18 protein-coding genes are annotated in these 21,360 nt (G+C 58.2%); 7 read left to right on the forward strand and 11 right to left on the reverse strand.

The window, feature by feature from the left end:
- Positions 1-71: 71 nt before the first annotated feature.
- The 3 genes from L6R21_12135 to L6R21_12145 all read right to left on the reverse strand — a co-directional run bounded on the left by L6R21_12135 (position 72) and on the right by L6R21_12145 (position 4,828).
- Positions 72-1,307: a hypothetical protein gene (locus L6R21_12135; protein MCK6559935.1), complete on the reverse strand. Its 1,236-nt coding sequence runs from the start codon at positions 1,305-1,307 to the stop codon at positions 72-74.
- The gene (locus tag L6R21_12140; protein ID MCK6559936.1) at positions 1,295-3,574 is read right to left on the reverse strand and encodes a hypothetical protein; all 2,280 of its coding nucleotides are present in this window, start codon (positions 3,572-3,574) and stop codon (positions 1,295-1,297) included. Before L6R21_12140 ends, L6R21_12135 begins: the two co-directional genes overlap by 13 nt.
- A 225-nt stretch (positions 3,575-3,799) precedes the next feature.
- Positions 3,800-4,828 carry a glycosyltransferase gene (locus L6R21_12145; protein MCK6559937.1) on the reverse strand — a complete coding sequence of 343 codons (1,029 nt, stop codon included), beginning with the start codon at positions 4,826-4,828 and terminating at the stop codon, positions 3,800-3,802.
- Between the two features lie 540 nt (positions 4,829-5,368).
- Between L6R21_12145 and L6R21_12150 the strand changes: the two genes are divergently transcribed.
- The 4 genes from L6R21_12150 (at position 5,369) to rlmD (ending at position 9,910) form a co-directional block, all read left to right on the forward strand.
- Positions 5,369-5,617 carry a hypothetical protein gene (locus L6R21_12150; protein ID MCK6559938.1) on the forward strand — a complete coding sequence of 83 codons (249 nt, stop codon included), beginning with the start codon at positions 5,369-5,371 and terminating at the stop codon, positions 5,615-5,617.
- A gap of 7 nt (positions 5,618-5,624) precedes the next feature.
- On the forward strand, positions 5,625-6,899 hold the full coding sequence (locus L6R21_12155) for a lactate racemase domain-containing protein (GenBank protein ID MCK6559939.1): 1,275 nt from the start codon (positions 5,625-5,627) through the stop codon (positions 6,897-6,899).
- A 282-nt stretch (positions 6,900-7,181) separates the two neighbouring features.
- Positions 7,182-8,378, forward strand: coding sequence for a M24 family metallopeptidase (locus L6R21_12160; GenBank protein MCK6559940.1), 1,197 nt, complete (start codon positions 7,182-7,184; stop codon positions 8,376-8,378).
- A gap of 104 nt (positions 8,379-8,482) precedes the next feature.
- Positions 8,483-9,910, forward strand: coding sequence for a 23S rRNA (uracil(1939)-C(5))-methyltransferase RlmD (gene rlmD, locus L6R21_12165; protein ID MCK6559941.1), 1,428 nt, complete (start codon positions 8,483-8,485; stop codon positions 9,908-9,910).
- A gap of 90 nt (positions 9,911-10,000) precedes the next feature.
- On the opposite strand, the gene L6R21_12170 is transcribed toward rlmD, so the two are convergent.
- The 8 genes from L6R21_12170 to L6R21_12205 form a co-directional block, all read right to left on the reverse strand.
- On the reverse strand, positions 10,001-10,213 hold the full coding sequence (locus L6R21_12170) for a hypothetical protein (GenBank protein ID MCK6559942.1): 213 nt from the start codon (positions 10,211-10,213) through the stop codon (positions 10,001-10,003).
- Between the two features lie 3 nt (positions 10,214-10,216).
- Entirely contained in the window at positions 10,217-11,062 is an 846-nt protein-coding gene (locus L6R21_12175; GenBank protein ID MCK6559943.1) for a sulfurtransferase, read from the reverse strand.
- Positions 11,063-11,488: 426 nt separating this feature from the next.
- Complete coding sequence (locus L6R21_12180; protein MCK6559944.1) at positions 11,489-12,826, reverse strand: alpha-amylase; 1,338 nt, start codon at positions 12,824-12,826, stop codon at positions 11,489-11,491.
- Positions 12,827-12,923: 97 nt separating this feature from the next.
- On the reverse strand, positions 12,924-13,670 hold the full coding sequence (locus tag L6R21_12185; protein MCK6559945.1) for a methyltransferase domain-containing protein: 747 nt from the start codon (positions 13,668-13,670) through the stop codon (positions 12,924-12,926).
- 309 nt (positions 13,671-13,979) lie between these two features.
- Complete coding sequence (locus L6R21_12190; protein MCK6559946.1) at positions 13,980-14,927, reverse strand: paraslipin; 948 nt, start codon at positions 14,925-14,927, stop codon at positions 13,980-13,982.
- Positions 14,928-14,939: 12 nt separating this feature from the next.
- A complete protein-coding gene (locus L6R21_12195) occupies positions 14,940-15,401 on the reverse strand; it encodes an NfeD family protein (GenBank protein MCK6559947.1) in 462 nt (153 codons plus the stop codon).
- Between the two features lie 322 nt (positions 15,402-15,723).
- Positions 15,724-16,449 (reverse strand): carbon-nitrogen hydrolase family protein, encoded by a 726-nt coding sequence (locus tag L6R21_12200; protein MCK6559948.1) that lies wholly within the window; start codon positions 16,447-16,449, stop codon positions 15,724-15,726.
- A 9-nt stretch (positions 16,450-16,458) separates the two neighbouring features.
- The gene (locus tag L6R21_12205) at positions 16,459-17,460 is read right to left on the reverse strand and encodes a ParB/RepB/Spo0J family partition protein (protein ID MCK6559949.1); all 1,002 of its coding nucleotides are present in this window, start codon (positions 17,458-17,460) and stop codon (positions 16,459-16,461) included.
- Positions 17,461-17,970: 510 nt separating this feature from the next.
- Between L6R21_12205 and L6R21_12210 the strand changes: the two genes are divergently transcribed.
- The 3 genes from L6R21_12210 to L6R21_12220 all read left to right on the forward strand — a co-directional run bounded on the left by L6R21_12210 (position 17,971) and on the right by L6R21_12220 (position 21,294).
- Positions 17,971-19,749: an SLC13 family permease gene (locus L6R21_12210; GenBank protein MCK6559950.1), complete on the forward strand. Its 1,779-nt coding sequence runs from the start codon at positions 17,971-17,973 to the stop codon at positions 19,747-19,749.
- Between the two features lie 314 nt (positions 19,750-20,063).
- Entirely contained in the window at positions 20,064-21,149 is a 1,086-nt protein-coding gene (locus L6R21_12215) for a hypothetical protein (GenBank protein ID MCK6559951.1), read from the forward strand.
- A gap of 1 nt (position 21,150) precedes the next feature.
- Positions 21,151-21,294, forward strand: coding sequence for a hypothetical protein (locus L6R21_12220; protein ID MCK6559952.1), 144 nt, complete (start codon positions 21,151-21,153; stop codon positions 21,292-21,294).
- The last annotated feature ends 66 nt before the right edge of the window (positions 21,295-21,360 follow it).

Below are 21,360 nucleotides of genomic sequence, written 5' to 3' on the forward strand. Positions count from 1 at the left end.
GAAAAGCTGAAGCCGCGCGGGGGTGCCGTCCGTCGCGATCAAGCGCCGCCAAGCCGCGCCGCACTGTGGGGTCACTTATGTCGTCGTGAATCAGCATTCTTTGGAGGTAGTTGCGACGGACGGCTCACGATCACAACATCCACAATGCCAGGAATTTCCAATAGCGTACGCCGGGTGATATCATGTTCCTGGACGCTTGCCGAATCATCATAGATGAACACAATTAATGACTCATAACGTAGATCGCGAAGATAGGGAATGCAATCTTCCTGAACCTCCTTTTCGATTTTCTTAAAGTCATCCTTGCTCGTCGCAAATTTTGCCTCAACGATGAGCTTCAGCGATCCGATTCCAAAATCTGCCTTGTAGGTGGAGTGGCCGAATTTCGGTAACGTATCTTCATCGACGACATCTGGAAAATAAGAGCGGAGAATCAGCCAAAGAATGTCTTGCACCTCGCGCTCTTGTGTGACCGGCCACTTAATGGGCGTCTGAAGTTCGTCCCTATCCCAACGCCAGCGCCTCATTGCAGACTCAAAATTATGAAGCACTGCTGCCACGTGCCTTGGCTGCAATAACGCTGTTCCTAAAGCATGAAAAAGAATCGAATTTACACTCGACCAAATGAAAGCCGCTTGGGAGGCGGACTCGAAATGAAGATTTGTCGCCGTTTGGAACAGGATACTCTGGCGTTCGTTATCTATTTGCTGCTGTGACGGCTCGTTTTGATAAATTTGATGGCGAATAGCCCAGTCGGAGAAGGCCAATTGATACAGGCCTGTCGCAGCAAGACTCACACTTGGTATCTTCGTATCGAAGGCGCGGAAAAAAAGATATTGCACCACTGGATCAAAGCTGGCCACACCCTTCTGCTGCATTTTCTCCAACACTTCTCTACACCAATGAAGAGTTTCCAAGCCGTCATCGCCGAGTGCAAGACTGCCAAGGATGATGCCGAGTAAACGCGTTGGGTTACATGCGAGACTCAGATGCTCACCTTTGAAAGGGTCTCGTTCTCGAATCCGGCTGAGGCCATTAAGAAGTTGGGCATTGAACTTAAAGTTTGGCTTCGCCCACAGAGCATACCCTAGAGCCGAGACATGATCAAGATTCGTTGGCTTGAACTCTGTATCAATCCATGCATCAGTGCATTCAACCTTCCAGTCAATGGTGGCTCGGGCATCATCTTTGAGAATGTGATGGGCTAAAAGCCCCTCCACCGAACCTGGGCAGTTTTGCTCCAGAACGGCAACACGAAGGCGATCCAAACTCGACTGTAGATAGAGATTGTGAGCTATAGAAACCATCTTCTTTCTTTCAGTGCGGTTGCAAGTATCTCAGGATTCCAGTTCTTCACGTGGCGCAGATGGCCGAGAAGGTCGACAATCATATTAGAGTACGAGATGGATACCGGCAGAGTGGAAGGATTAAATCCTCGCCATGACATGAAGCTGAGGTTAAAGACCTGCCGCGTGAGATAGTCCAAACTTTTGAACGTTGAATCCTCGTGAATACTAACAAGAATCGGATGCGGGCAACCTTGAAGCGATGTTTTGACCTGATAGGGGCCGGAAAGCGTGAGAAGCGCAGTGTTGGGGCCAAGCGGGACGCATTGTCCTCGTTGCGGCACCATTTTCCCCTTCGTTGCTCTGCCGAATTTCACTGCCTTGGCGAGGGGATCGAAGAGCATCCAATTATGAGAGTCACTCACATGAAGGAACGCATATTGAACATCAAAGTCTGTAAGAGATGCCGCGAAGATTTTGACCGCTTTCGCCTCTATATCCTTATATTTCTTAAAACTCTGGTGGAAAACAAACCGGACGCGATCCTTCGGCTTCCATCCGAAACGGCTGCGCAACTCCGCAACCGTCTCTTGAAGGGAGTGGATAAGGGTCTCGAGGTACTGCTCGGCGGATACTTCCTGAGTGTTGTTCGCTAAGAGATATTGTCCATCTCCACTAAAGACCGTCGTAATGCCTATCACCTTCTCACCGGCTCCGCGTCTGCTGTCGGTCAGGCGGGCACTGCCGATACCGATGACTATCTCATGTGCCAAGTCGGGGTTAGAAGCCAGCGTCCACGGAATCCCGCCGAGCTTGGCGTACATCGCGAGGCTGACGGTATTGAGTACATATTCGATGTTTTGCCGACGAAGCGTTTCGATTTTCAACAACTGAACAGGAACGCCCTGCGCCATCAATCGGGCTTTTGTCGTGTAGTAAGGATTCTTAGCGTCTGGCAAGTCCCGATGCTGCTCTCGGATAACGGCCAGGGCAAGATTCGGTTTTTCTTTTGACGCTTCCAGAGATGCAAACTTATAGGCATCCTCCAATGATGCGTCCGCCCGCTTCACCTCATGAAACGTGAAGTCGCATGCGTTGAGATGATACTTACGCATGAAGCCTTGTCGAAATGGGGCATCGGGGTTGGTGGAATTTACGCCTTCTTTGAGTTGTTTCAGAAATTGACCAACTTCGCCTACGAATTCTTCCGGGCAGATCACAGCAATTTTAACGCGCTTATCGGGAAACGACTCAACATCGTACGGACCATGAAGATCAATCTGCTTGTCAACCGGCCAGAGAACTGTTATTGAGCCGCCGGGTCGTAGAACGCAACTAGGTGTATTGAAAGTATGGGAATAACCGGCATCCGTACCCTTCGGGCAGTCATGAGGCTTTTTGTTGATGCGTATGCTCAACCCCGCGCTGCACGGAATGGGAGATTTCTCTTCAAGCCAGGTACCAAGCTTATTTAGACGGTTTACCTGATTCTCCGCGCCCAAAACTTCAAATGTCTGCTCCAGTAGGCTATGTGAAAAAGCATCGTATTTGTCGCCCAGCAGTGACTTCCCGACGACTTCGACATTGGTAGGACTCCCTTCGAGATAGCAGCTATCCAGTGAAAACTCTTCCACGTCCGAATCCGAAAGAATTACCACCCCATTTCGTACCTGCTCAACACGACCCAGGTACCTTCGCTCGAAGGGCGTGGCAACATCAGCGTCATCTCGAATACGGACAACATACAGACCCGTGAGCGGTATCCCTTCGGCGTGAAGAGCGGCGACGGTCTTCAAGAAAATGTATCGGATGCCAAAGCCTATCAGTACGCCGCTCGTGATCGCACCTTGATGCGGAGCGAGTGGGCGAACGTCGAAAGTATATTCGGGGAAGATGCCGAAAACGTCCTGCCGAACGCTGGACAAGTTACGATTCTCAAGAAGCAGAGTCACCGGTCGGAAACCAATGACTGTGTGATTGCTGGCTGATTTGAAGAACCGGAATAGAGCATTTCGGGCAAGCGCATTGGCAAGCTGGAAATCGTTCAAGGTGTCGAATTGTTTTTCCTGCCCGATCAACGGCGCGTCTGGCGTTAACCCGATGCAAACGATGGTATTTCCTAAGGCGTGAAAAACATGTGTTGATGCATGCTGCTGCCGGAGCTCACGAAGCTTTCGAGAGAGAACATTTTCCTTTATGCTAAGTTCCGTCTCGTTCCCATCGAAAGAGAGAATGCCACCACGAAATAGATTGGAAGTAAAACGAAGCGGCAAATAGTTCAAATGCATGACTTGTCCTCGACATTCAATGGCCCGCTATCGTTTTGCTGACGGACCAAGTGAACCCTAATAGAATACGAAGCATAAGGATGGCTATTTCTGAGAGCTAGCCTGACATGATGCCTGCTTTCGGGTAAGATCTAACTCAAATTTCATGTACTTGCTGGATGGGCTTTCTTTGCGCCGTCCACTCACAACTCAACAAACCCACCTACCATCCGGTAGGTGTCCCAGTCACTTCTTCCAGCGGGGCTTGCCCACAAATGCAGCGGCGCCGGCGAGCAGATGCAAAATAAGATGCGTGAGTTCCCATCCGCCCAGGAAAATCCAACGCGGCCGGCAGGCCAGACGCGCTGCCGCGCTGCGCAACACCAGGAAATCCGCAGTGGCTTTCAACGCCAGCAGCAGCAGACCCGGCCAACCGGCAAGAAACGGCGCGAGCCAGAGCGCGGCATTGCACGCATGAAAAATCAAATAGCCGAGCTGCGCGGCAGGCACATAGCTTTGAGCCGCGGAAATGTGCCGGCGCTTCTGCCCAATCCAGGCGCGCAGCGAGCGTGGGCCGCCCGGGCTCAGCACTTGCGACTCCGGCGGCAGGGCAAACTCGACTGGGCCCTGCCGCGCCAATTGCTGAAGGAGCACATCATCATCGCCGGAAACCTGCTGCGCGAATCCGGCAAAGCCACCGGCAGCCGCAAACGCGGACTTGCGATAAGCGAGATTCCGCCCCGTTGCCAGGAAGGGCTTGCGCCAGCCCACTCCCGCAAGGCCGGCAGCGGCTACGGCCAAACTGTCGAGCAGCAGCAAACCGCTCATTGCCGGATTGGGACTTATCACCGGCGAAAAGCCCACAACTGCCACCGTGTCCGGTCGAAAACATGCGACCAGAAGTCTCACCCAATCCGGGCCGGGCCGGCAATCGGCATCGGTCAGCAGAATGATTTCATGCTGCGCCGCGGCCAGGCCGTTGGTGAGCGCATGTTTCTTGGAACTGTATCGCTCTGGAACGTTTTCGAGGCGCAGAGCTTCGAATCTGCTGTGTCTCTGCAACTCTGCCAGAAGGTTCGGGGTCGCATCCTCGCTGCGATCATCGACGATGATAATTTGCAGCAGATCATTGGGATAGGATTGGCGTTGCAGACACGAGTTGAGGTCCGCGAGATGCGCTGCTTCATTGCGCGCGGCAACAATGATCGTGACCGGCGGGCACTCGGGTACGGCGCGCTCGCCAGCCGGCTCACGATAGCGCCAGATGCCGCGCATTACCCAGCCGACTAAAGCCAAGTAAATAATAAAACATGCACCGAGAAGAATGGTCAAAGTGGCGCCAAAATATCCAACCGCGCTCTAAAAGGCAAGTGAATTCTGGCCGCGCCGGCCTCTTCAAACGGTTTGAGGCGAGGGTAGACTTCGAGGAGCAGCATCACAGGTTTCCAAGCCTCGCAAAGTGGAGGTGGGCAAAGCACGAAAGTCGATCTTCGCGGCCAAGTGAACCGCAACAAAAAAGGGACACGGCGCGCGAAACCGTGTCCCTTCTCTTTGGGGTAGGTGTCCTTAAAAACGAGTTTTAAGGATGGAAGTATAATGGATGATGGGGTAGCCGAACTCCGTGATGTAACTCGGTCGTCCCATCGCCGTTGTCAAACGTTGTCGTGCAAGCTGGGTGCGGCGAGGTGCCGTGACTGCTGGTGAAGTTGTAACCAAACTGCGTCAGTTGAATCTTCGCTTCTACTCTTAGCCAACTTTGTGCCAGAGAATCAAAACTGGCGCCTTCGTTTTAAGTCGAGTATTATGCGGATCTTTATGCCGTTCGACCTGACCGCGAAGATATTGCAGAAATTTCAAAAAAATGTCTCATCTCAAAACAGCCGGTCTGGGAGTGTATTACTTGAAAACGATTTCAGCAGGGCAAAGTGGTTGACATTGTTGGCAAAATCTGATACCTTGCGCGGCCTGCAAAGGCGTCAGCACAGCAAAACGAGCCGGAGGGCGGCAACGGCGCGCGTGCCTCGTCCCAACCACCTTGCGGCCCAGGCCTTTTTCCGGATTTGAAGCCTTCATGATTCTGAAACTGAAATACGGCACCGGCGCGATTCAGGCGGAATTTCGGCCGCCACGCCAATTCGCCGAGCTGAAACCCAAATACATCGCCACGCTGCAGAAACCCGAGGATCTCATCACCCAGGCACTGGATCACCCCCTGGGTTGCCATCCTTTCGATGAAGTCTTTCGCAGCGCCGGCAACGTCTTATTGGTTGTGCCCGACGACGTGCAGACCGCAGGCGGCGGGATATTCCTACCGATCCTGGTGGAGCGGTTGCACCGCTTGGGGCTTGCGGGTCGCGACCTCACCATTCTGGTGGCCGGCACCTGGGGCGCGCGGCGCAATGGCGTTCCGGATTTGTTGGGCTTGGCAAACACTCGCCGGGATTCACCGGCGGTGATTTACCACGACGCAAGAGAGGCCAACGCGCTGGAATACGCCGGCCGCACGCGGCGCGGCACACCGATTTTCGTGAACCGCCTGCTGCTGGATTTTGACCGCGTGATTCTGGCCGGTGCAGTGAAGCTGCATCCGTTTGCCGGCTACGCCGGCGGCCCCAGCTTGATCGTGCCGGATTGTGCCGGCACCGAGACCATCGAGCGGCTGTACGGTTTGGCGCTGGAAGCCGGCGGCAGCGGCTTGCATCCCCATTGCCGCGCCGGCGTCGTGGACGGCAATCCACTACAACAAGATATTCGCGAAGCGTTCCGCTTTCTATCCATTGACTTTCTGCTGCACACGATCTTGAATGATTGCGGCAATGTCATCGGCGCGGTGGCCGGCGAGGCGCTGCAGGCTTTTGCCGCAGGCTGCCATCAGGTGGATGATCTCTATCGCGTTCCCATTTCCCAACCCGCGGATTTGGTGATTGTCAGCGGCGGCGGCGCGCCCCATGATCAGAGCTTCAGCGAGGCGCACCGCGCCCTGCATCACGCCATGGCCGCGGTGCGGCCGGGCGGCGTGGTGATTTTGGCGGCGGCATGCGATCAGGGCATTGCGCTGGAGCAAACTGCCGGCGGCGCAGTTTCACCAGGCCCGCCAAGCATGGCCGGCGACTTTCTGCACCAGCCTCATTTCCGGGAAGCGCTGGAAGTTTCGATGCGGCAAAAGGCAGGGCAGGCGCGCATCATTCTGCTCAGCGAGATGGAGGCGACAGAGGTTGGCGGTTTGGGCTTTCACATGGCAGCCGGCCTTGGCGAAGCATTGCAACTTGCCGCCCACTGGCTGCCGGAGGCGAAATCCTGCTATTTGCTGCCCAACGGGGCGGTCACGGTGCCTTACTTGGTGTGATTGCGGTTGCTTCTGAATTTGACCCTGTTTGCCGGTATATTCCTGACTGTCATTTTTCGCGCCAACACGCTTTGCCCCGCGCTGCGGCGCGTCCAAGCCAACGCGGGCACGTCCGACGCATGCCGGCAAGCGCCTGCTCCTGAACCGCAACCGATTCCGCCCGCGCCGACCAGCACCGCAGGAGTGGTCAGAACATGAGCCGCCCGTCCGCACAACGCCAACGAACAATCAAGATAGCCGTGCTCGAAAATCCCGGGGGTACTTTGGAAAGGAGATACCTCAATGAAGGAAACGCCGGTGTTTCCGCTTGACATTGCCGCCGTGCAAGCGGCGCTGCGCCGTGAAGGACTGGCCGGGTGGTTGATCTATGACTTTCGTGGGTTGAATGCCGTCGCGCGCGAGTTGTTCGACCTGGCCGCTTATCACATCACCCGGCGCTGGTTTTATTTCATCCCGCAAGCCGGTGAGCCGGTGTTGCTCGCCCATGCCATCGAGAAGATGAATCTTCCTCCCCTGCCGGGACGCATGACGCTCTATGCCGGTTTGGCGCAGATGCGTCAGCGCCTGGATGAGCTGCTGCCCCGGCCCGGCAAGATCGCCATGGAGTACTCTCCGGGTAATGATGTGCCGACCGCGTCCTATCTCGATGCCGGCATGTTCGAGCTGTTGTGCTCCTTCAACGTCGACCTCGTCACCTCCGCCAATTTGATTCAAGAATTCATGGCCAAATGGAGTGCGGAGCAATTGCGCAGCCACGTGGCCGCGGCCCAAGTCGTGCACGCGGCACAGCACGAGGCTTTCAAAATGATTGCAGCCGCGTTGCAGGCGGGCCGCGCCCTCAATGAGTATGAGGTGCAGCAGTTCATTCTCGATCGCTTCGCGCAGGAAGATTGCATCACGGACTCGCCTCCCATCGTGGCGGTCAACGGCAACGCCAGCAATCCGCATTATGCCCCTACCGCCGAGGTGCACAGCCCGATCCACAAGGGCGACGTCATTCTCATCGATCTCTGGGCCAAGAAGAAAACGCCGCGCGCCGTGTTTGCCGACATCACCTGGGTGGGTTTTGCCGGCCAGTCCGTTCCGGCCGCGGTGCAGAAGGTATTTGACACCGTGCGTCAGGCGCGGGATCTGGGCGTGGATTTCCTGCGGCAGAATTGGCAGGCGGGCAAAGCCGTGAAAGGCTACCAGGTCGATGAAGTCGTGCGGCGGTTCATTACCGATGCGGGCTACGGCGAATACTTCGTGCATCGCACCGGTCACAGCCTGGGCACCGAGGTGCACTCCAGCGGGGTGAATATCGACAGTTTCGAAACGCGCGACTCCCGCGACATCGTTCCCGGCTTGGCGTTTTCCATCGAGCCCGGTATCTATTTGCCGGAATTCGGTGTGCGCCTTGAGATCAATGTCTACGCCGGCGAAAAAGGTCCGGAGATTTACACCGAGCCGCAGCGCGAGTTGGTGCGGCTCCAAGTATGATTCCGCCCGCCTCTGCACCGGTGGAGTTGCCCCGCCGCTCGAGGAGGATGGGCGCCGTGCCCGCCATTGGCAGAGTTCACAACGGACAACGTGTTGGCAGAAAGATGGACATCACTCTCAAAAAAGGCAGTGAAATCGAACTGGAGGTCGAGGGCCTGGCATTCGGCGCCAAGGGGCTGGCGCGGCTGAACGGTTACGTCATTTTCGTCGGCCAAGGCCTGCCGGGCCAGCGCGTGCGCGCGCAGATTCTCAAAAAGAAAAAGGCCTTTGCGGAAGCCCGTGCGCTCGAGGTTCTGCGCCAGTCGGAAAACTACGTTGCACCGCGCTGCCAGCACTTCGGCGAGTGCGGCGGCTGCCTGTTGCAGCATCTGCGCTACGAAGTGCAACTGGCTTACAAACGCCGCCAGGTGATCGAGACCATCGAGCACATTGCCGGCATTGCTCAGCCGCAGGTGGAGGAAGCGATCGGCTCGCCGCAGGCCTTCTTCTACCGCAACAAAATGGAGTTTTCCTTTTCCCGCCAGCGCTGGCTGACGCGCAGCGAGATCGAGAGCAACCAGCTCACCGCCGGCCGCGATTTTGCCCTGGGCCTGCATGCCGCCAATCATTATGACAAGACCCTGGCGATCGAGGCCTGCTGGCTGCTTTCCGAGCGCAGCAACCGCGTGCTGCAATTCGTGCGCGCAGCCGTCCAGCAACACCCGTTGCTGCCCTACACCACGCAGGATCACACCGGCTTCTGGCGCTTCCTAGTGTTGCGCGAGGGCAAACGCACCGGCGAATTCATGATCAATTTCGTGACCACCGATGCGCCCGGCGGCCGCGAGGCGGTGGCCGAGCTGAGCCGCAAGCTCGTTGCCGAATTTCCGGAGATCACCACCATCGTGCACAACCTCAACCGCTCGAAAGCGCAGGTCGCAATCGGCGAGGAGGAGATCATCCTGCAAGGCCCCGGCTTCGTGCGCGATCAGATCGGCGATTGCAAGTTTCAGATCTCCGCCAATTCCTTCTTCCAAACCAACACCGAAGGCGCGGAAATGCTCTACACCTTTGCGCGCGATTTTGCCGGTCTCACCGGCGGAGAGACGGTCTACGATCTCTACAGCGGCGCCGGCACCATCTCGATCTTCGTGGCCAAACGTGCGCGCCAGGTGCTCGGCTTTGAGATCGTGCCCCAGGCGATTTACGACGCCGGCGTCAATTGCCGCATCAATGAAATCAGCAATTGCCACTTCATCCTGGGTGATTTGAAAGATGAGCTGGCGCAGGTGCCGCTGCTGATCCACCGCTGGGGCCGGCCAGAGGTGGTCATCGCCGACCCGCCGCGCGCCGGCATGCATCCCAAGGTCATTCAAAAGCTGCTGGAGCTGGCGCCGCAACGCATTGTCTATGTCTCCTGCAATCCCTCGACCTTTGCGCGCGATCTCAAGGACCTGTGCCGCCAGCAGTATCACCTGCAAAAAGTCCAGCCCGTGGATATGTTCCCGCACACCGCACATTGTGAAGTGGTGGGGTTGCTGGTGAAGAACTGATTCTCCTCAGCGTCAGAAAACAAGAATCCCCGGCCAGTGAACTGTGCCGGGGATTTTTATTTGCACCAAGCGCAGGGTCACGGTCAAGCGTCACACTGCTTTGACCTTGAGCCGCTCCCGCGCCTTTTGCATTGCCAGCGCTTCCGCCTCAGCGGCGGTGGCGGCCGTGGCGCGCGCAATGGTCGCGCCCGGATCCACGTTCGCGATGTGGCAATGATAGGCGCTGCCGATCTTGTAGCAGGTGAGATTGAGCTTGACACCCGCCACCTCCCGAATCTCTGAGCGATACTCTTCGGCTTGCATGGCTCACGCACCCTTCTCCACCGGCGCGCCCACCAGATTGCCCCACTCCGTCCACGAGCCATCATAGTTGGTCACGTTGGGAAAGCCGAGCAGGTACTTGAGCACGAACCAGGTGTGGCTGGAGCGCTCGCCGATGCGGCAATAGGCGACCACTTCCTTGTCCGGCGTGACGCCTTTGCCGCCGTAAAGCGCGAGCAACTCGTCTGCGCTCTTGAACGTGCCGTCATCGTTGCAAGCTTGCGCCCAGGGAATGCTCCTGGCGCCGGGAATGTGGCCGCCGCGCTGGCAGGTTTCCGGCAATCCGGGCGGCGAGAGAATCTTGCCGGTGAATTCATCGGGCGAGCGGACATCGACCAAAACGGCGTTGCCGGAAGTCATGGCCTTTTGCACCTGGTTGAGAAAAGCGCGATACGCCAGGTTGGGAAGGCTGGCGCGATAGCTCACCGGTTTGACGGCCGGCACCTCCTGGGTCAGCGGCCGGCCTTCGGCCAGCCACTTCTTGCGGCCGCCATTCATCAGCCGCACGTCCTCGTGGCCGTACATCTTCAACTGCCACAAAGCCCAGGCGGCGAACCAGTTGTTGTTGTCGCCATAGAGAATGATGGTGGTATTGTTGCTGATGCCGCTTTGGCCCAGGAGTTTTTCCAGATCCGCCTGGCTGATGATGTCGCGCCGGACGGTGTCGCACAACTGCGTTTGCCAGTTCCAGCCCAAGGCGCCGGGAATGTGGCCTTCACTGTAGGCGCTGGTATCGACGTCGACTTCGACGATTACCAGGCCGGAGTCACCTTTGTGTTGATCGACCCAGTCGGTCGAAACCAACACCTCAGGATTCGCATAGTCTGCCATGAAGCACTCCTTGATTGGGGTTATTGAGTCCCTCTGCCTCAGAACGATTCTGAGTGGCTTCCTTCAAGCCGCGAGGTTTGTTCCGATAAGGCGGCACAAATCTGGCGAGGAGGGCGTGAGCGCTGCCGAGCAGGAGCCTCACCCTCGTCATGGTTTGAAGTTCGATTGAACCGGGCTGCAGCCCGGTGCGGATCAAAGCCGTCGGATTCCATAACCCTAAAAGGCAGAGCCCAAAGCTTTCGTGATGCCATCGCAATTAGGGGAACATGGCACAGCAACATCCCGACTTCCAGTGTTTTGTGTGATAACTCTCCTGCGCTTGAACAAGTTTCCTGGCAAAATACCCGAGGCGTCCCGCGCGTGCGCAAATTCGCGAAGCCGCGGCCAGGCCGGCAGCGGGCACCGCCAGCGCAGGTCGGCGCTGTTTCAGATTTTGGGGGCATAGATGACATAACCGCGCGGCGGCGCATAGAACTCGGCGCGGCCATCTGCCGCCGCTTGCTGGTCGTTGGGGCGATTGCGATCCGTCGGACTCCACCACGCCACCGGCGTGAAGCCCGCGTTCCGCCACTGCGTGGTGACCCATGCCCCGCGCCAAGCGTCGCCGCGATTGTTGAGGGCGTAGATCAATCCCGGACTGCCGCCAGCGCCGGTGCGCTGCATGAGGTAAAAATCGTCATCCACATACAGAACGGCCGTGGTGCCCGCCGCATAGGTCTCGTGCGCCTGAATGAGAGCGGCAATGCCGTGCGGCGTGCCGCTCAGGTGCAGCCCGGCGTTGAAATAGTCCTTCCAGTAAACACAGGGATAGCCCTCGTGCGCCAGAATAAAACTGTAGGCCAGCAGTTTGTCATTGCCGATGGCGCGCCCCTCGTCGCGCAAATCGTGATTCTCGACGAACGTGACGGTGGATTCCGGTTGCTCCTGCAGCAGCGTCTCCCCGGCGACGAGATTGCGCAGGCTAAAGCCGTATTGATCACACAGGCCTTTGAGCAGCTCGCGCAGGGGGAAATCGAAGGCGTCCACCGGATTGGTGTTGGAAAAATTGGTCACGTTGACCCATTGCTCGATGGCGCGTGCGTTGTCCCAGTGTTCCGCCACGCCATAGGGTTTGAACAACTGGCCGCTGCGCTGATAACGATACTCCTGGATCGCGGCCACGGTGCCCGCGCCATACCCTTTCACGAAATCATAGCGAAAGCCGTCGAAGCCGATTTCTTCCACCAGCCAGCGCGCGAGATTGATGATCTCACCAAAGACGTAGGGATTGCGGTGGGAAAGATCCGGCATGTCACCAAACGTGCTTTCGTCCCACGATTCATACATGTTGGGATGAAAGCATTCCCAGTTGCGCGGGAAGCGGCCGCTCTGGGGCCGAAACAGCGTCCAGCGTGCCTGTTGGGTGATGGGATTGACTTCGGTGGCATCGGCGCCGCTGTTGTGATTGATCACCATGTCGGCGATTACCGTCATGCCGTGTTGATGGGCGGTCTGGATCAAGGCAAGCAACTCTGCCTTGGTGCCAAACCACGTGGGCACGCCGCCCTTTTGATCGAACTCGCCGAGATCATAGTAATCGTAAGGATCATAGCCCATCGAGGGCCCGCCGAGATTGGCGGCCTTGTGCGCCGGCGGCAGCCACAGCGCGGTGAAGCCGGTGGCTGCCAGGCCGGGGATTTGTGCACGCACATATTCCCACCACTTGTCATCGCGGCCTTCCTCACCCGGCGCATTCCAGTAGAACGCTTGCAGCATCACACCCATAGAATGACACCTCCTGTTTAATCTTACGCATGGGACAACCGGAATCAAGCGCCGGCAACACACTTGAATTTCCACAAGCACCGGAAGAAAAGAGCACTCAGCGTTTGCGCGCCAGGCAGCCGCAGTGGCCGGGCAGAAATCGCATTTCACCGTAACCGCGCGACCAGCGAACCGAAAAGCCGGCCTGTCGCAGCATCGCCGCTATCTCGGAAGGCGAATAGAGGCGCTGGCGATGAATCTCTTCCCGGCGGCGATAGAACCGGCCAATGCGCCGAAAGCTGGTAATGTGGCGCGTCAGCACGCGTTGCGCCGTATCCTCTTCGGCGCGCACCAGGGTGGCCCAATCCCGGCCGCTCGCCCAGCGCTGCGCCGGCTTGCGGTTGCGCCATTGCCCGGGTTCGAGAAAGTCAAAAATGAACACGCCGCCGCGAGGCAGGCTGGCATGCACCCGGCCAAAGAGGCGCGCCAGCGCCGCCGGATGATGACGGCCGTCGAAACGATAATTCAGACACTCGCCCAGCGAGGTGACTGCGGCGCAGGACGGCAAAGCGATGGCAAAGAAAGAGGCACGCTTGAATTTCGCCTGCGGCGCGCGCTGCCGCGCGCGTTTGATCATGGCCGCGGAAATGTCGATCCCGAGAACTTCATAGCCGGCGGCTGTCAGCGCCTGCGCCCAGAGGCCGCTGCCGCAGCCGAGATCGACGACGAGGCCATCGTTGATTCCGTGCCGCCGCAACATTTCCAATAAAGCCGGCGCAGCCGTGCGGGCGAAATCGCCAAAGCCGCGGTCGTGAATATCGGCAAGATCGCTGTGATAAGCTGTGGGTGATTTGAAAGCCGACATGGCCTCAAAGCGCTCGTAGCTCATTTCAAATGAAAATGGCTGGCATTGCTTTGCGTCCCCGCCAGCAGAGCCGTTCAGGCGTGGTTGGGAGTACTTTGCTCTGTGGATCGTTTGCTCCCAGGCACTGAAGCATCGGCGTGTGACTGTGAGGTGACAGTTGGATTCACGAACTCGTTCAGTCAACGGCTGGCTCTAGTCGGTCAATCGGTGCAGGGACAATCTTGCTACTCCGGTTAGTGAACTAGAGCCAGCCGTTCGCAACCTTCATTTGGTATGGCAAAGCGAAGCGCATCGCAAAACCGCCGGCGCTCAGGCCTTGCGCATTTCCGCGGCTTCGACGGGCTTCATCGTGCTGAAAATCTTGCCCGCCGCCGCCACGATGCCGGCGACGTCGGAAAGGTTGGAGGGGATGATCATCGCGTTGTTCTTCTGCGCCAGCTTGCCGAACTCGCCGAGATACTGCTCGGCAATGCGCAAATTCACCGCGTCCAGGCCGCCCTTTTCATTGATCGCCGTCGCGATCTCACGAATGCCCTTGGCGGTCGCCATGGCCACGCGCTCGATTTCCTGGGCGCGGCCCTCGGCCTCGTTGATGCGCTTCATTTTTTCGCCCTCGGACTTGGCGATGGCCTCCTGCTTGTCGCCCTCGGCACGGTTGATCTTGGCCTGCTTGTCGCCTTCCGATTCCGCGATCAAGGCACGCTTCTCGCGTTCGGCGCGCATCTGCTTTTCCATCGCGTCGCGGATGCTGGCGGGCGGCACGATGTTCTTCACTTCATAGCGCGTGACCTTGATGCCCCAGGGATCGGAGGCCTTGTCCACCGCGTTGACGATTTCATGGTTGATCTTTTCCCGCTCTTCGAAAGTGCGGTCCAACTCGATCTTGCCGATCTCGCTGCGCATCGTGGTTTGCGCGAGCTGAATCGAAGCAAAGCGGTAGTCGCTCACGCCGTAGGCAGCTTTTACCGGATCGATGACTTGCATGTAAAGCACGCCGTCCACTTCCACCTGAATATTGTCTTTGGTAATACACGTTTGCGGCGGCACATCGATCACCATTTCCTTGAGCGAATGCTTGTAAGCCACGCGGTCCACAAACGGCATCAAAATATGAAAGCCCGCCTCGAGCGTGCCGGAATATTTGCCCAGCCGCTCGACGATGAACACGGTCTTCTGCGGTACCACGATCGCGGTGCGCGCGAGCGTGGTCAGCGCAAACAGAATCAATCCCAGAATGATGATGGTTTGCAGCGACATCCCTTCCTCCTTTCAGGAAAGCGGTCTGACTCGTAACGTGAGATTGTTGCGGCTGACAATTTCCACCACGGCGCCGGGCGCAATCTCGACTTCTGCTTCCGCCGCCCAGGGCGTGCCGTTGTACTCCACTTTGCCGCCCAGCGCGTTCGGTTTGATCGCGGTGAGCGCCACCGCCCGTTGGCCCTGCACGTCATCCAGTGATTCGCCGGGCAGCAGCCTCCCCGAGACCTTGCCCTCAAAATAGCGCTGGCCCTGCTTGCGAAACAGCACCAGCGACAGAATCGAAGAAATCAGAAACACCAGCAACTGCTCGTTGAACGACCCGATCACACCCGCCATCAAGGCCAGCGCCGTAATCCACGCCCCCACGGCGAAGAAGATGACGATCAACCCCGGAATGATGAACTCTGCCAGCGCCAGCACCAGCCCGACAATGAACCACGCCAACTCCGCGGGTTCGGTCCACATTGACATAGGCACCTCCGCTATTTTGAGGATTGGAATTTTCAGCGTCTTCTACGCACGCCGCTGCCGCGAGTTCGGCGATTTCTTTGCCCGCGCCGCGGCTCCTGCGGAATTTCGGCGCAGCAGAGAATAACAAAAGCCCGGCACGGATGCCACTACTTTTTCCGTGCGGGTTCGCGGCCGCGCGGTTGGGGCGCGCCTGCCCCTGCCCGGTCACACCGCAGAAGCACCTTGCGGAGGGGGTTCACTGCTCTTTGCTGCTGCGTGCCAGGCGCGCGCACCGGCGTTGCCGCGCTGAGGCAGCCGGCGGCCGCGGCGCCGGCGTGCTGCGCTAAATCGTCTTTGCCAAAACTGCTTCGGTCGCGGTGTCAAAGAGCAAGATACCCTCATGGGTGCCGTCCAATTGCCCGAGCAAAACGCCACGATCGTTCCAAACCGATGATCTGCCCGCGCTCGCAAAGCCGCTGCTCGCGCCGATGCAATTCGCCATCACGACCGTCATCGCATATCGCGCTGCGATCGCGGCGAGGCGCGGCACCGCGTTCTCAACGCCACCGGCTGATTTTGCCACGCTGGCCAAATAAACCGCCGCCCCGTTTTTGCCGGCACTTTCCGCATGCGCGGGCACGGACAGTTCGTAGCAGATTGCCGGCGCCAGCTTGACTTCGCCGCCGATCACAGCAAAGGAATTCTCGCCGCTGACAAAGAATTCATCTTCATCAGGGTGCAAATACTGCTTCGAATAGATTCGCCGGGGCTGGTGCGGTTGAAAAATAAGCAGGCTGATACAAATGCCTTCGCTTCTGGTCGGGATACCGATTGCGAGGGTCGCGTGACTGGAATCAGCAATCCGCTGAAAATCGTCAAAACGGCGGTCGTCCGGCGCGATTGCCAATTCCTTCGCCCGTTCCGGCTCGTAACCCGTTAGGGAGAGTTCCGGGAAAACGATCGTGTCCGCTCCATGGGAAAGCGCCAGATCGATCAACCTTTTGTGCTTCGCGATGTTTGCCGGAATATCGCCTTGCACCGGCCGGAGTTGCGCCGCGCAGATTTTCATTTTTTCCTCTCAGAAATCCTCTTCCGCCGGCTGGCCCTCGGCCTGCAACAGCGCGAACAATTTCTGCCAAAGGCCTTTGCGTTCGGCTTCGTTGAGCGTCTGGAGTACGGAGGCAACTTCCTCGGGCGCGCGGGCGCGAAAGGAGACGGTGAGATCATCGCCTGCGAAATATCGCGGCGGCTTGATGTCCAGCCGGTGGCCGCCTGCCAGCAGCTTCGCCAGATCCTCGAAGCGTTCCTCCCGGCTGCTGAGCTGGGGGAAACGCTCACGGTGGAGCAGCGTGCGCAACTCGTGCGTGCGCTGGCGCGGTGACCAATCATCGCGCAGGAAAATCTCCCTGACTTCGGGCCGCTCAAACACCTCGAGCACGCGCGTCCCGTGGCGCGCGGCCAGGCCGGCGGCGTTTTCGATGATCTCCCGCGCCTCCCGCAGCGGAATTCTCTGCGTGCCGAACAGATGCTCCGCCGCCGCTCGGCGATCTTCGGGCGGCAGGGGCCGCAGCAAATCCGCGTGTTGCGGCGTGAGGCGGCCGGCGGCAATGTCCTCCTGCTGCGCGGCGGGAAATTCCTTGAGGAAAAGATGGCTCTCGACCGCGGCGGCGGTGGCGGGCAGGCCGAGCAATGGGCAAATCTCGTTTTGCAGGCGCTCGACGTCGCCCTGCCACAACTCGGCGAAGCGCTGCAACACCCGCGATTTCTCCAGCGCGTTGAGCGGCCGGCTACCGGCCTTCTCGTGCAGGCTCAGCCACAGAAGTTGCTCGCGGCTCTGGGGCGGCTGCACGATGGCCGGAATCTCCTGCCAGCCCAATTCCCGGCAGGCGAGCACGCGGCGCACGCCGATAATGAGCCGGAATCTCTTCTTGAGCGGCGTCACCACCACCGGCTGCTGCAAACCGATCGCGGCGATCGACTCCTTCACCGGGCCGGGCGCAAACGGGTAGGTGAAAATGAACTCATCCCAGCCTGCGGAGCTGAGATCGATGTGGACGAGGGCAATATTTTCTATTTGCATAGTTCTTCATGGTTGGCACGGAGAAATTAAGAAAGTTGGGGAAACATACAAGCGGAAGATGGCAGGATGGAGAGTAGTCAGGTGGGAGGTTGAATTGATGATGACCCTGCAGTGTGATCACCTCAGCAGGCGCATTCTCCAAGGCGGAAAAATCGACGGCTCTTCGCCGGTCTCGCTGTACTATTCTTCGAGATGATTGCCAGGCCTGTCCACTTGCTCGGCTCCGCCCGCGCGGCCAGCACAGCCGAAGCGCCCGATGCTCTGTCATGATCAACAAGACCATCCTTCCTTACGCAACGCGGAGGAGGCGCAACCCAGTGGATAGACCCGGTGGAAGCGGAATCGACGAAGGCGGGTGTGAGAACTCCCTCCATGCTTGATGCAAGTCCCCCGGTCTGCTCGCCTTGCTTGGAAACTCTTTGCTTTTCTTGCAGCAGTTGCGCTTTTTGTGGCACATCCTCCTTGCGAAAAGAAAACAAGGCAACCACCCTGAGAGAAGACAGCCTCTATATGACCTTCGAAATCGCCTTCGTTCTCGCTCTCGTCGTCATCGCCGTCGTCCTTTTCGCCACCGAGAGGCTGCCGGTCGATCTGGTGGCACTGCTGGTGATGGGCACGCTGCTGGTGAGCGGCATCATTTCGCCGGAGCAGGGCATCGCCGGCTTCAGCAACACTGCCACCGTCACAGTCGGCGCCATGTTCGTGCTCAGCGCCGGCTTGTTCAAAACCGGCGCGGTAAATCATCTCGGCCGCGTCTTGAGCCGGCTCTTCAAACTCAATCTTTGGCTGGCGTTGATCGTGACCATGCTCCTCGCCGGTGGCTTGTCAGCCTTCATCAACAACACGCCGGTGGTTGCGATTTTCTTGCCGCTTCTGCTCGGTGTCGCGCGCGATCTCGGTGTCAGCCCTTCGAAACTGTTGATGCCGCTGTCGTTCGCCTCGATGTTCGGCGGTGTGTGCACGCTGATCGGCACCTCCACAAATATTTTGGTCAGCGCCATCGCCGAGCGCCACGGCCAGCCGGCTTTCGGCATGTTCGAGTTCACGCCGATGGGTGCAATCTTTTTCGCAGCCGGCATACTGTATATGATCTTTATCGGCATCCGCTTGATTCCCGACCGCCGCGGCAAGGGTGATCTCATGCAAACCTTTGGCATGGGCGATTATTTGATCGACGTGGTGCTGCTACCGGAGGCGGAATCGGTCGGCAAATCCGTGGCGGATTCGCCTTTGGTCAAAGATCTCGATCTTGATATTCTGGAAGTGCAGCGCGAGGACCGGCTGATTCCCCTTCCCACCGCGGCAACCGTGCTGCAGGCCAACGATGTGTTGCGCGTGCGCTGCGAAATCGAAAAGATAAAACAACTGCAGGAACGCAAGGGCATTATTCTGAAGCCGGAAATCAAATGGCGCGATGAGGAGCTGGAGTCGGAGGAAGCGATGTTGGTGGAAGCCGTGATCGCGCCCAATTCCTTGTTGGACGGCAAGACGTTGAGGGACATCCGCTTCCGCAATTATTTCGGCGGCACGGTGCTGGCCTTGCGCCATCGCGGCGCCACCGTGCATGAAAAGATGGAAAGCACCACCCTGCGCGCGGGCGACGTATTGTTAGTGAAGATTCGGCGCGATCATCTCATTCACCTCGAGGAGCATGAAGCCTTCCTGGTGGTTTCCGAGGTTGGTCTGCCCACGTTTCGCAAGAGCAAGGCTCTCCCTGCAATAGCGATCGTCGCGGGCGTTGTGCTCGCCGCCGCGTTCAACATTATACCGATTGTCAGCAGTGCCATTGCCGGCGCCATCTTGATGATTCTGGTCGGCTGTCTTGATTTGGAGGAAGCTTACAAAGCCATTGAATGGAAGGTGATCTTCCTGCTGGCCGGTGTGCTCTCGCTCGGCGCAGCGTTGGAGAAAACCGGCGCGGCGCAGGTGGTGTCTTCGGTCATGATCAATGCGATCGGCGCGTGGGGGCCGGTCGCCGTGGTGGCGGCGTTTTATCTGCTCACCTCGCTGTTGACGGAAACGATGTCGAACAACGCCACCGCCGCCCTGCTCGCGCCCATCGCCATCATCACCGCCGATTCGCTCGGCGTTGATTCCCGGCCGTTCCTGATGGCGGTGACCTTTGCCGCCTCGGCGAGTTTCATGACGCCGGTTGGTTACCAAACCAACACGCTGATTTACGGCCCGGGGCAATATAAATTTGCCGATTTCCTCAAGATTGGAACGCCGTTGAATGTTCTGTTTTGGCTGTTGGCGACTGTGCTGATTCCGCAATTTTGGCCATTCTAATAAAGAAGGTGTGAAGCCCGGTTGGGGCAGAGCGTCCACGTGCGGCGGCCGTTTTTCCAGGGTTTGTAGGGAATTGGTGGCCACGCATACGGCGCCGCTGCGGCTTCGGAGGTCGAAGTGGTGCTCCTTCGCCTCTCCCGGCTGATGCCGATGCGGCGCAAAATCCAGAGCATGTTGTCACCCAGCCTTTCAGCCCGGCCCTCTCTGGGCCTTGGTCTGCAACGCAGGCAGGCAAGCTGCCTGCGCTGCTGCAACCTGACCTGAAAGCAGCCCATTCCCAAGCTCCAGTTTTCAACACAATGGAGAAATAAATCATGAATCGTAACGACATTCAATTCCTGCAATCCCAGCGCGGCTATCCGGCGCTGTCGATTTTGGTGCCGACGCACCGCCGCTTCCCCGAGAATCGCCAGGACGCGATCCGAGTCAAGAATTTGGTGAAACAAGCCGGCGAGCGTTTGCTCTCCGAATTTTCCAAGCGCGAGGTGGAGCCGCTGTTGTCGCGCCTGGAAGCCCTGGCGGCGGAGATTGATTACAACTACGCGCTGGACGGCCTCGCCCTGTTCGTGAATCAAGACCTGGCACAGAAGTTTTATCTGCCGTTTCAGGTCAAAGAGCGCGTGGTGGTGGATCAAACGTTTGCGACGCGCGATTTGGTACACGCGCTCAACCGCAGCCCGCACTATTGGGTGCTCGTGCTCAGCGAGCAATCTACGCGACTGTACGAGGCTTGGCGCGATACCTTGATTGAAGTTGACGCCAATGGTTTTCCCATGGCCTACGAAGGCCCGGGAGTAACCGAACCCATGCCTGGCGGCCGCGGCGTAAACAAATCGGCCTATCGGGACGAACGCCATCGCCAATTCTTCCGGCAGGTGGATGCCGCCTTCAAAAAAGCCGCGAAAGCCGATCCCCTGCCGCTGGTGGTGACGGGTGTCGACCGCCATCTGGCTTTTTTCGATGAAGTGTCATCCCACCAAAGTTTGCTGGCCGCAACGCTCACCGGCAGTCACGACAAAACGCCGGCGCATGAATTGGCCAAGCTGGTTTGGCCTTTGATGCAGGAACATCTGGCGAGCCAACGCCGGGAAGTTTTGCAGGAGCTGGAAGCGGCAGTCAAAGCGGGCAAACACGCTTCCGGCATAGACACGGCGTGGCGCATGGCGCACGAAGGCCGCGGCGCGGTTTTACTGGTGGAAGAAGATTTTCACTACGCCGCGCGCGTCGACGCGAGCGGCTGGCGCTTGACGCCGGTGAGCGAATTGGCGGGACCCGAAGTGTTTGATGACGCTGTGGATGAACTGATCGAAGCCGTGCTCGGCAAAAGCGGCAGAGTCGTGTTCGTCGAAAACAGCGCGCTGGCTGCGCACCAGCGCCTGGCGATGATTTTGCGGTATTGACATGACCGTCGAATTCGCCTTCGTTCTCGACCTCGTCGCCCTCGCCGTTGTTCTTTTCGCCATCATGCAGTTGCCGGTCGCTCGCGGCATTTTTTGTGACGACGGTTTTGACCAACATCTTGTCTGCCAACGCCACGCGGCGTAATCTGTTCAGGCAATGCGAAGTGTGCGGGCGGGGATCGATCACCAAAGTCGAACCCAAGGCGTCCTG

It is taken from the genome of bacterium (genome assembly GCA_023150945.1).
Classification (GTDB): Bacteria; Zhuqueibacterota; Zhuqueibacteria; order Zhuqueibacterales; family Zhuqueibacteraceae; genus Coneutiohabitans.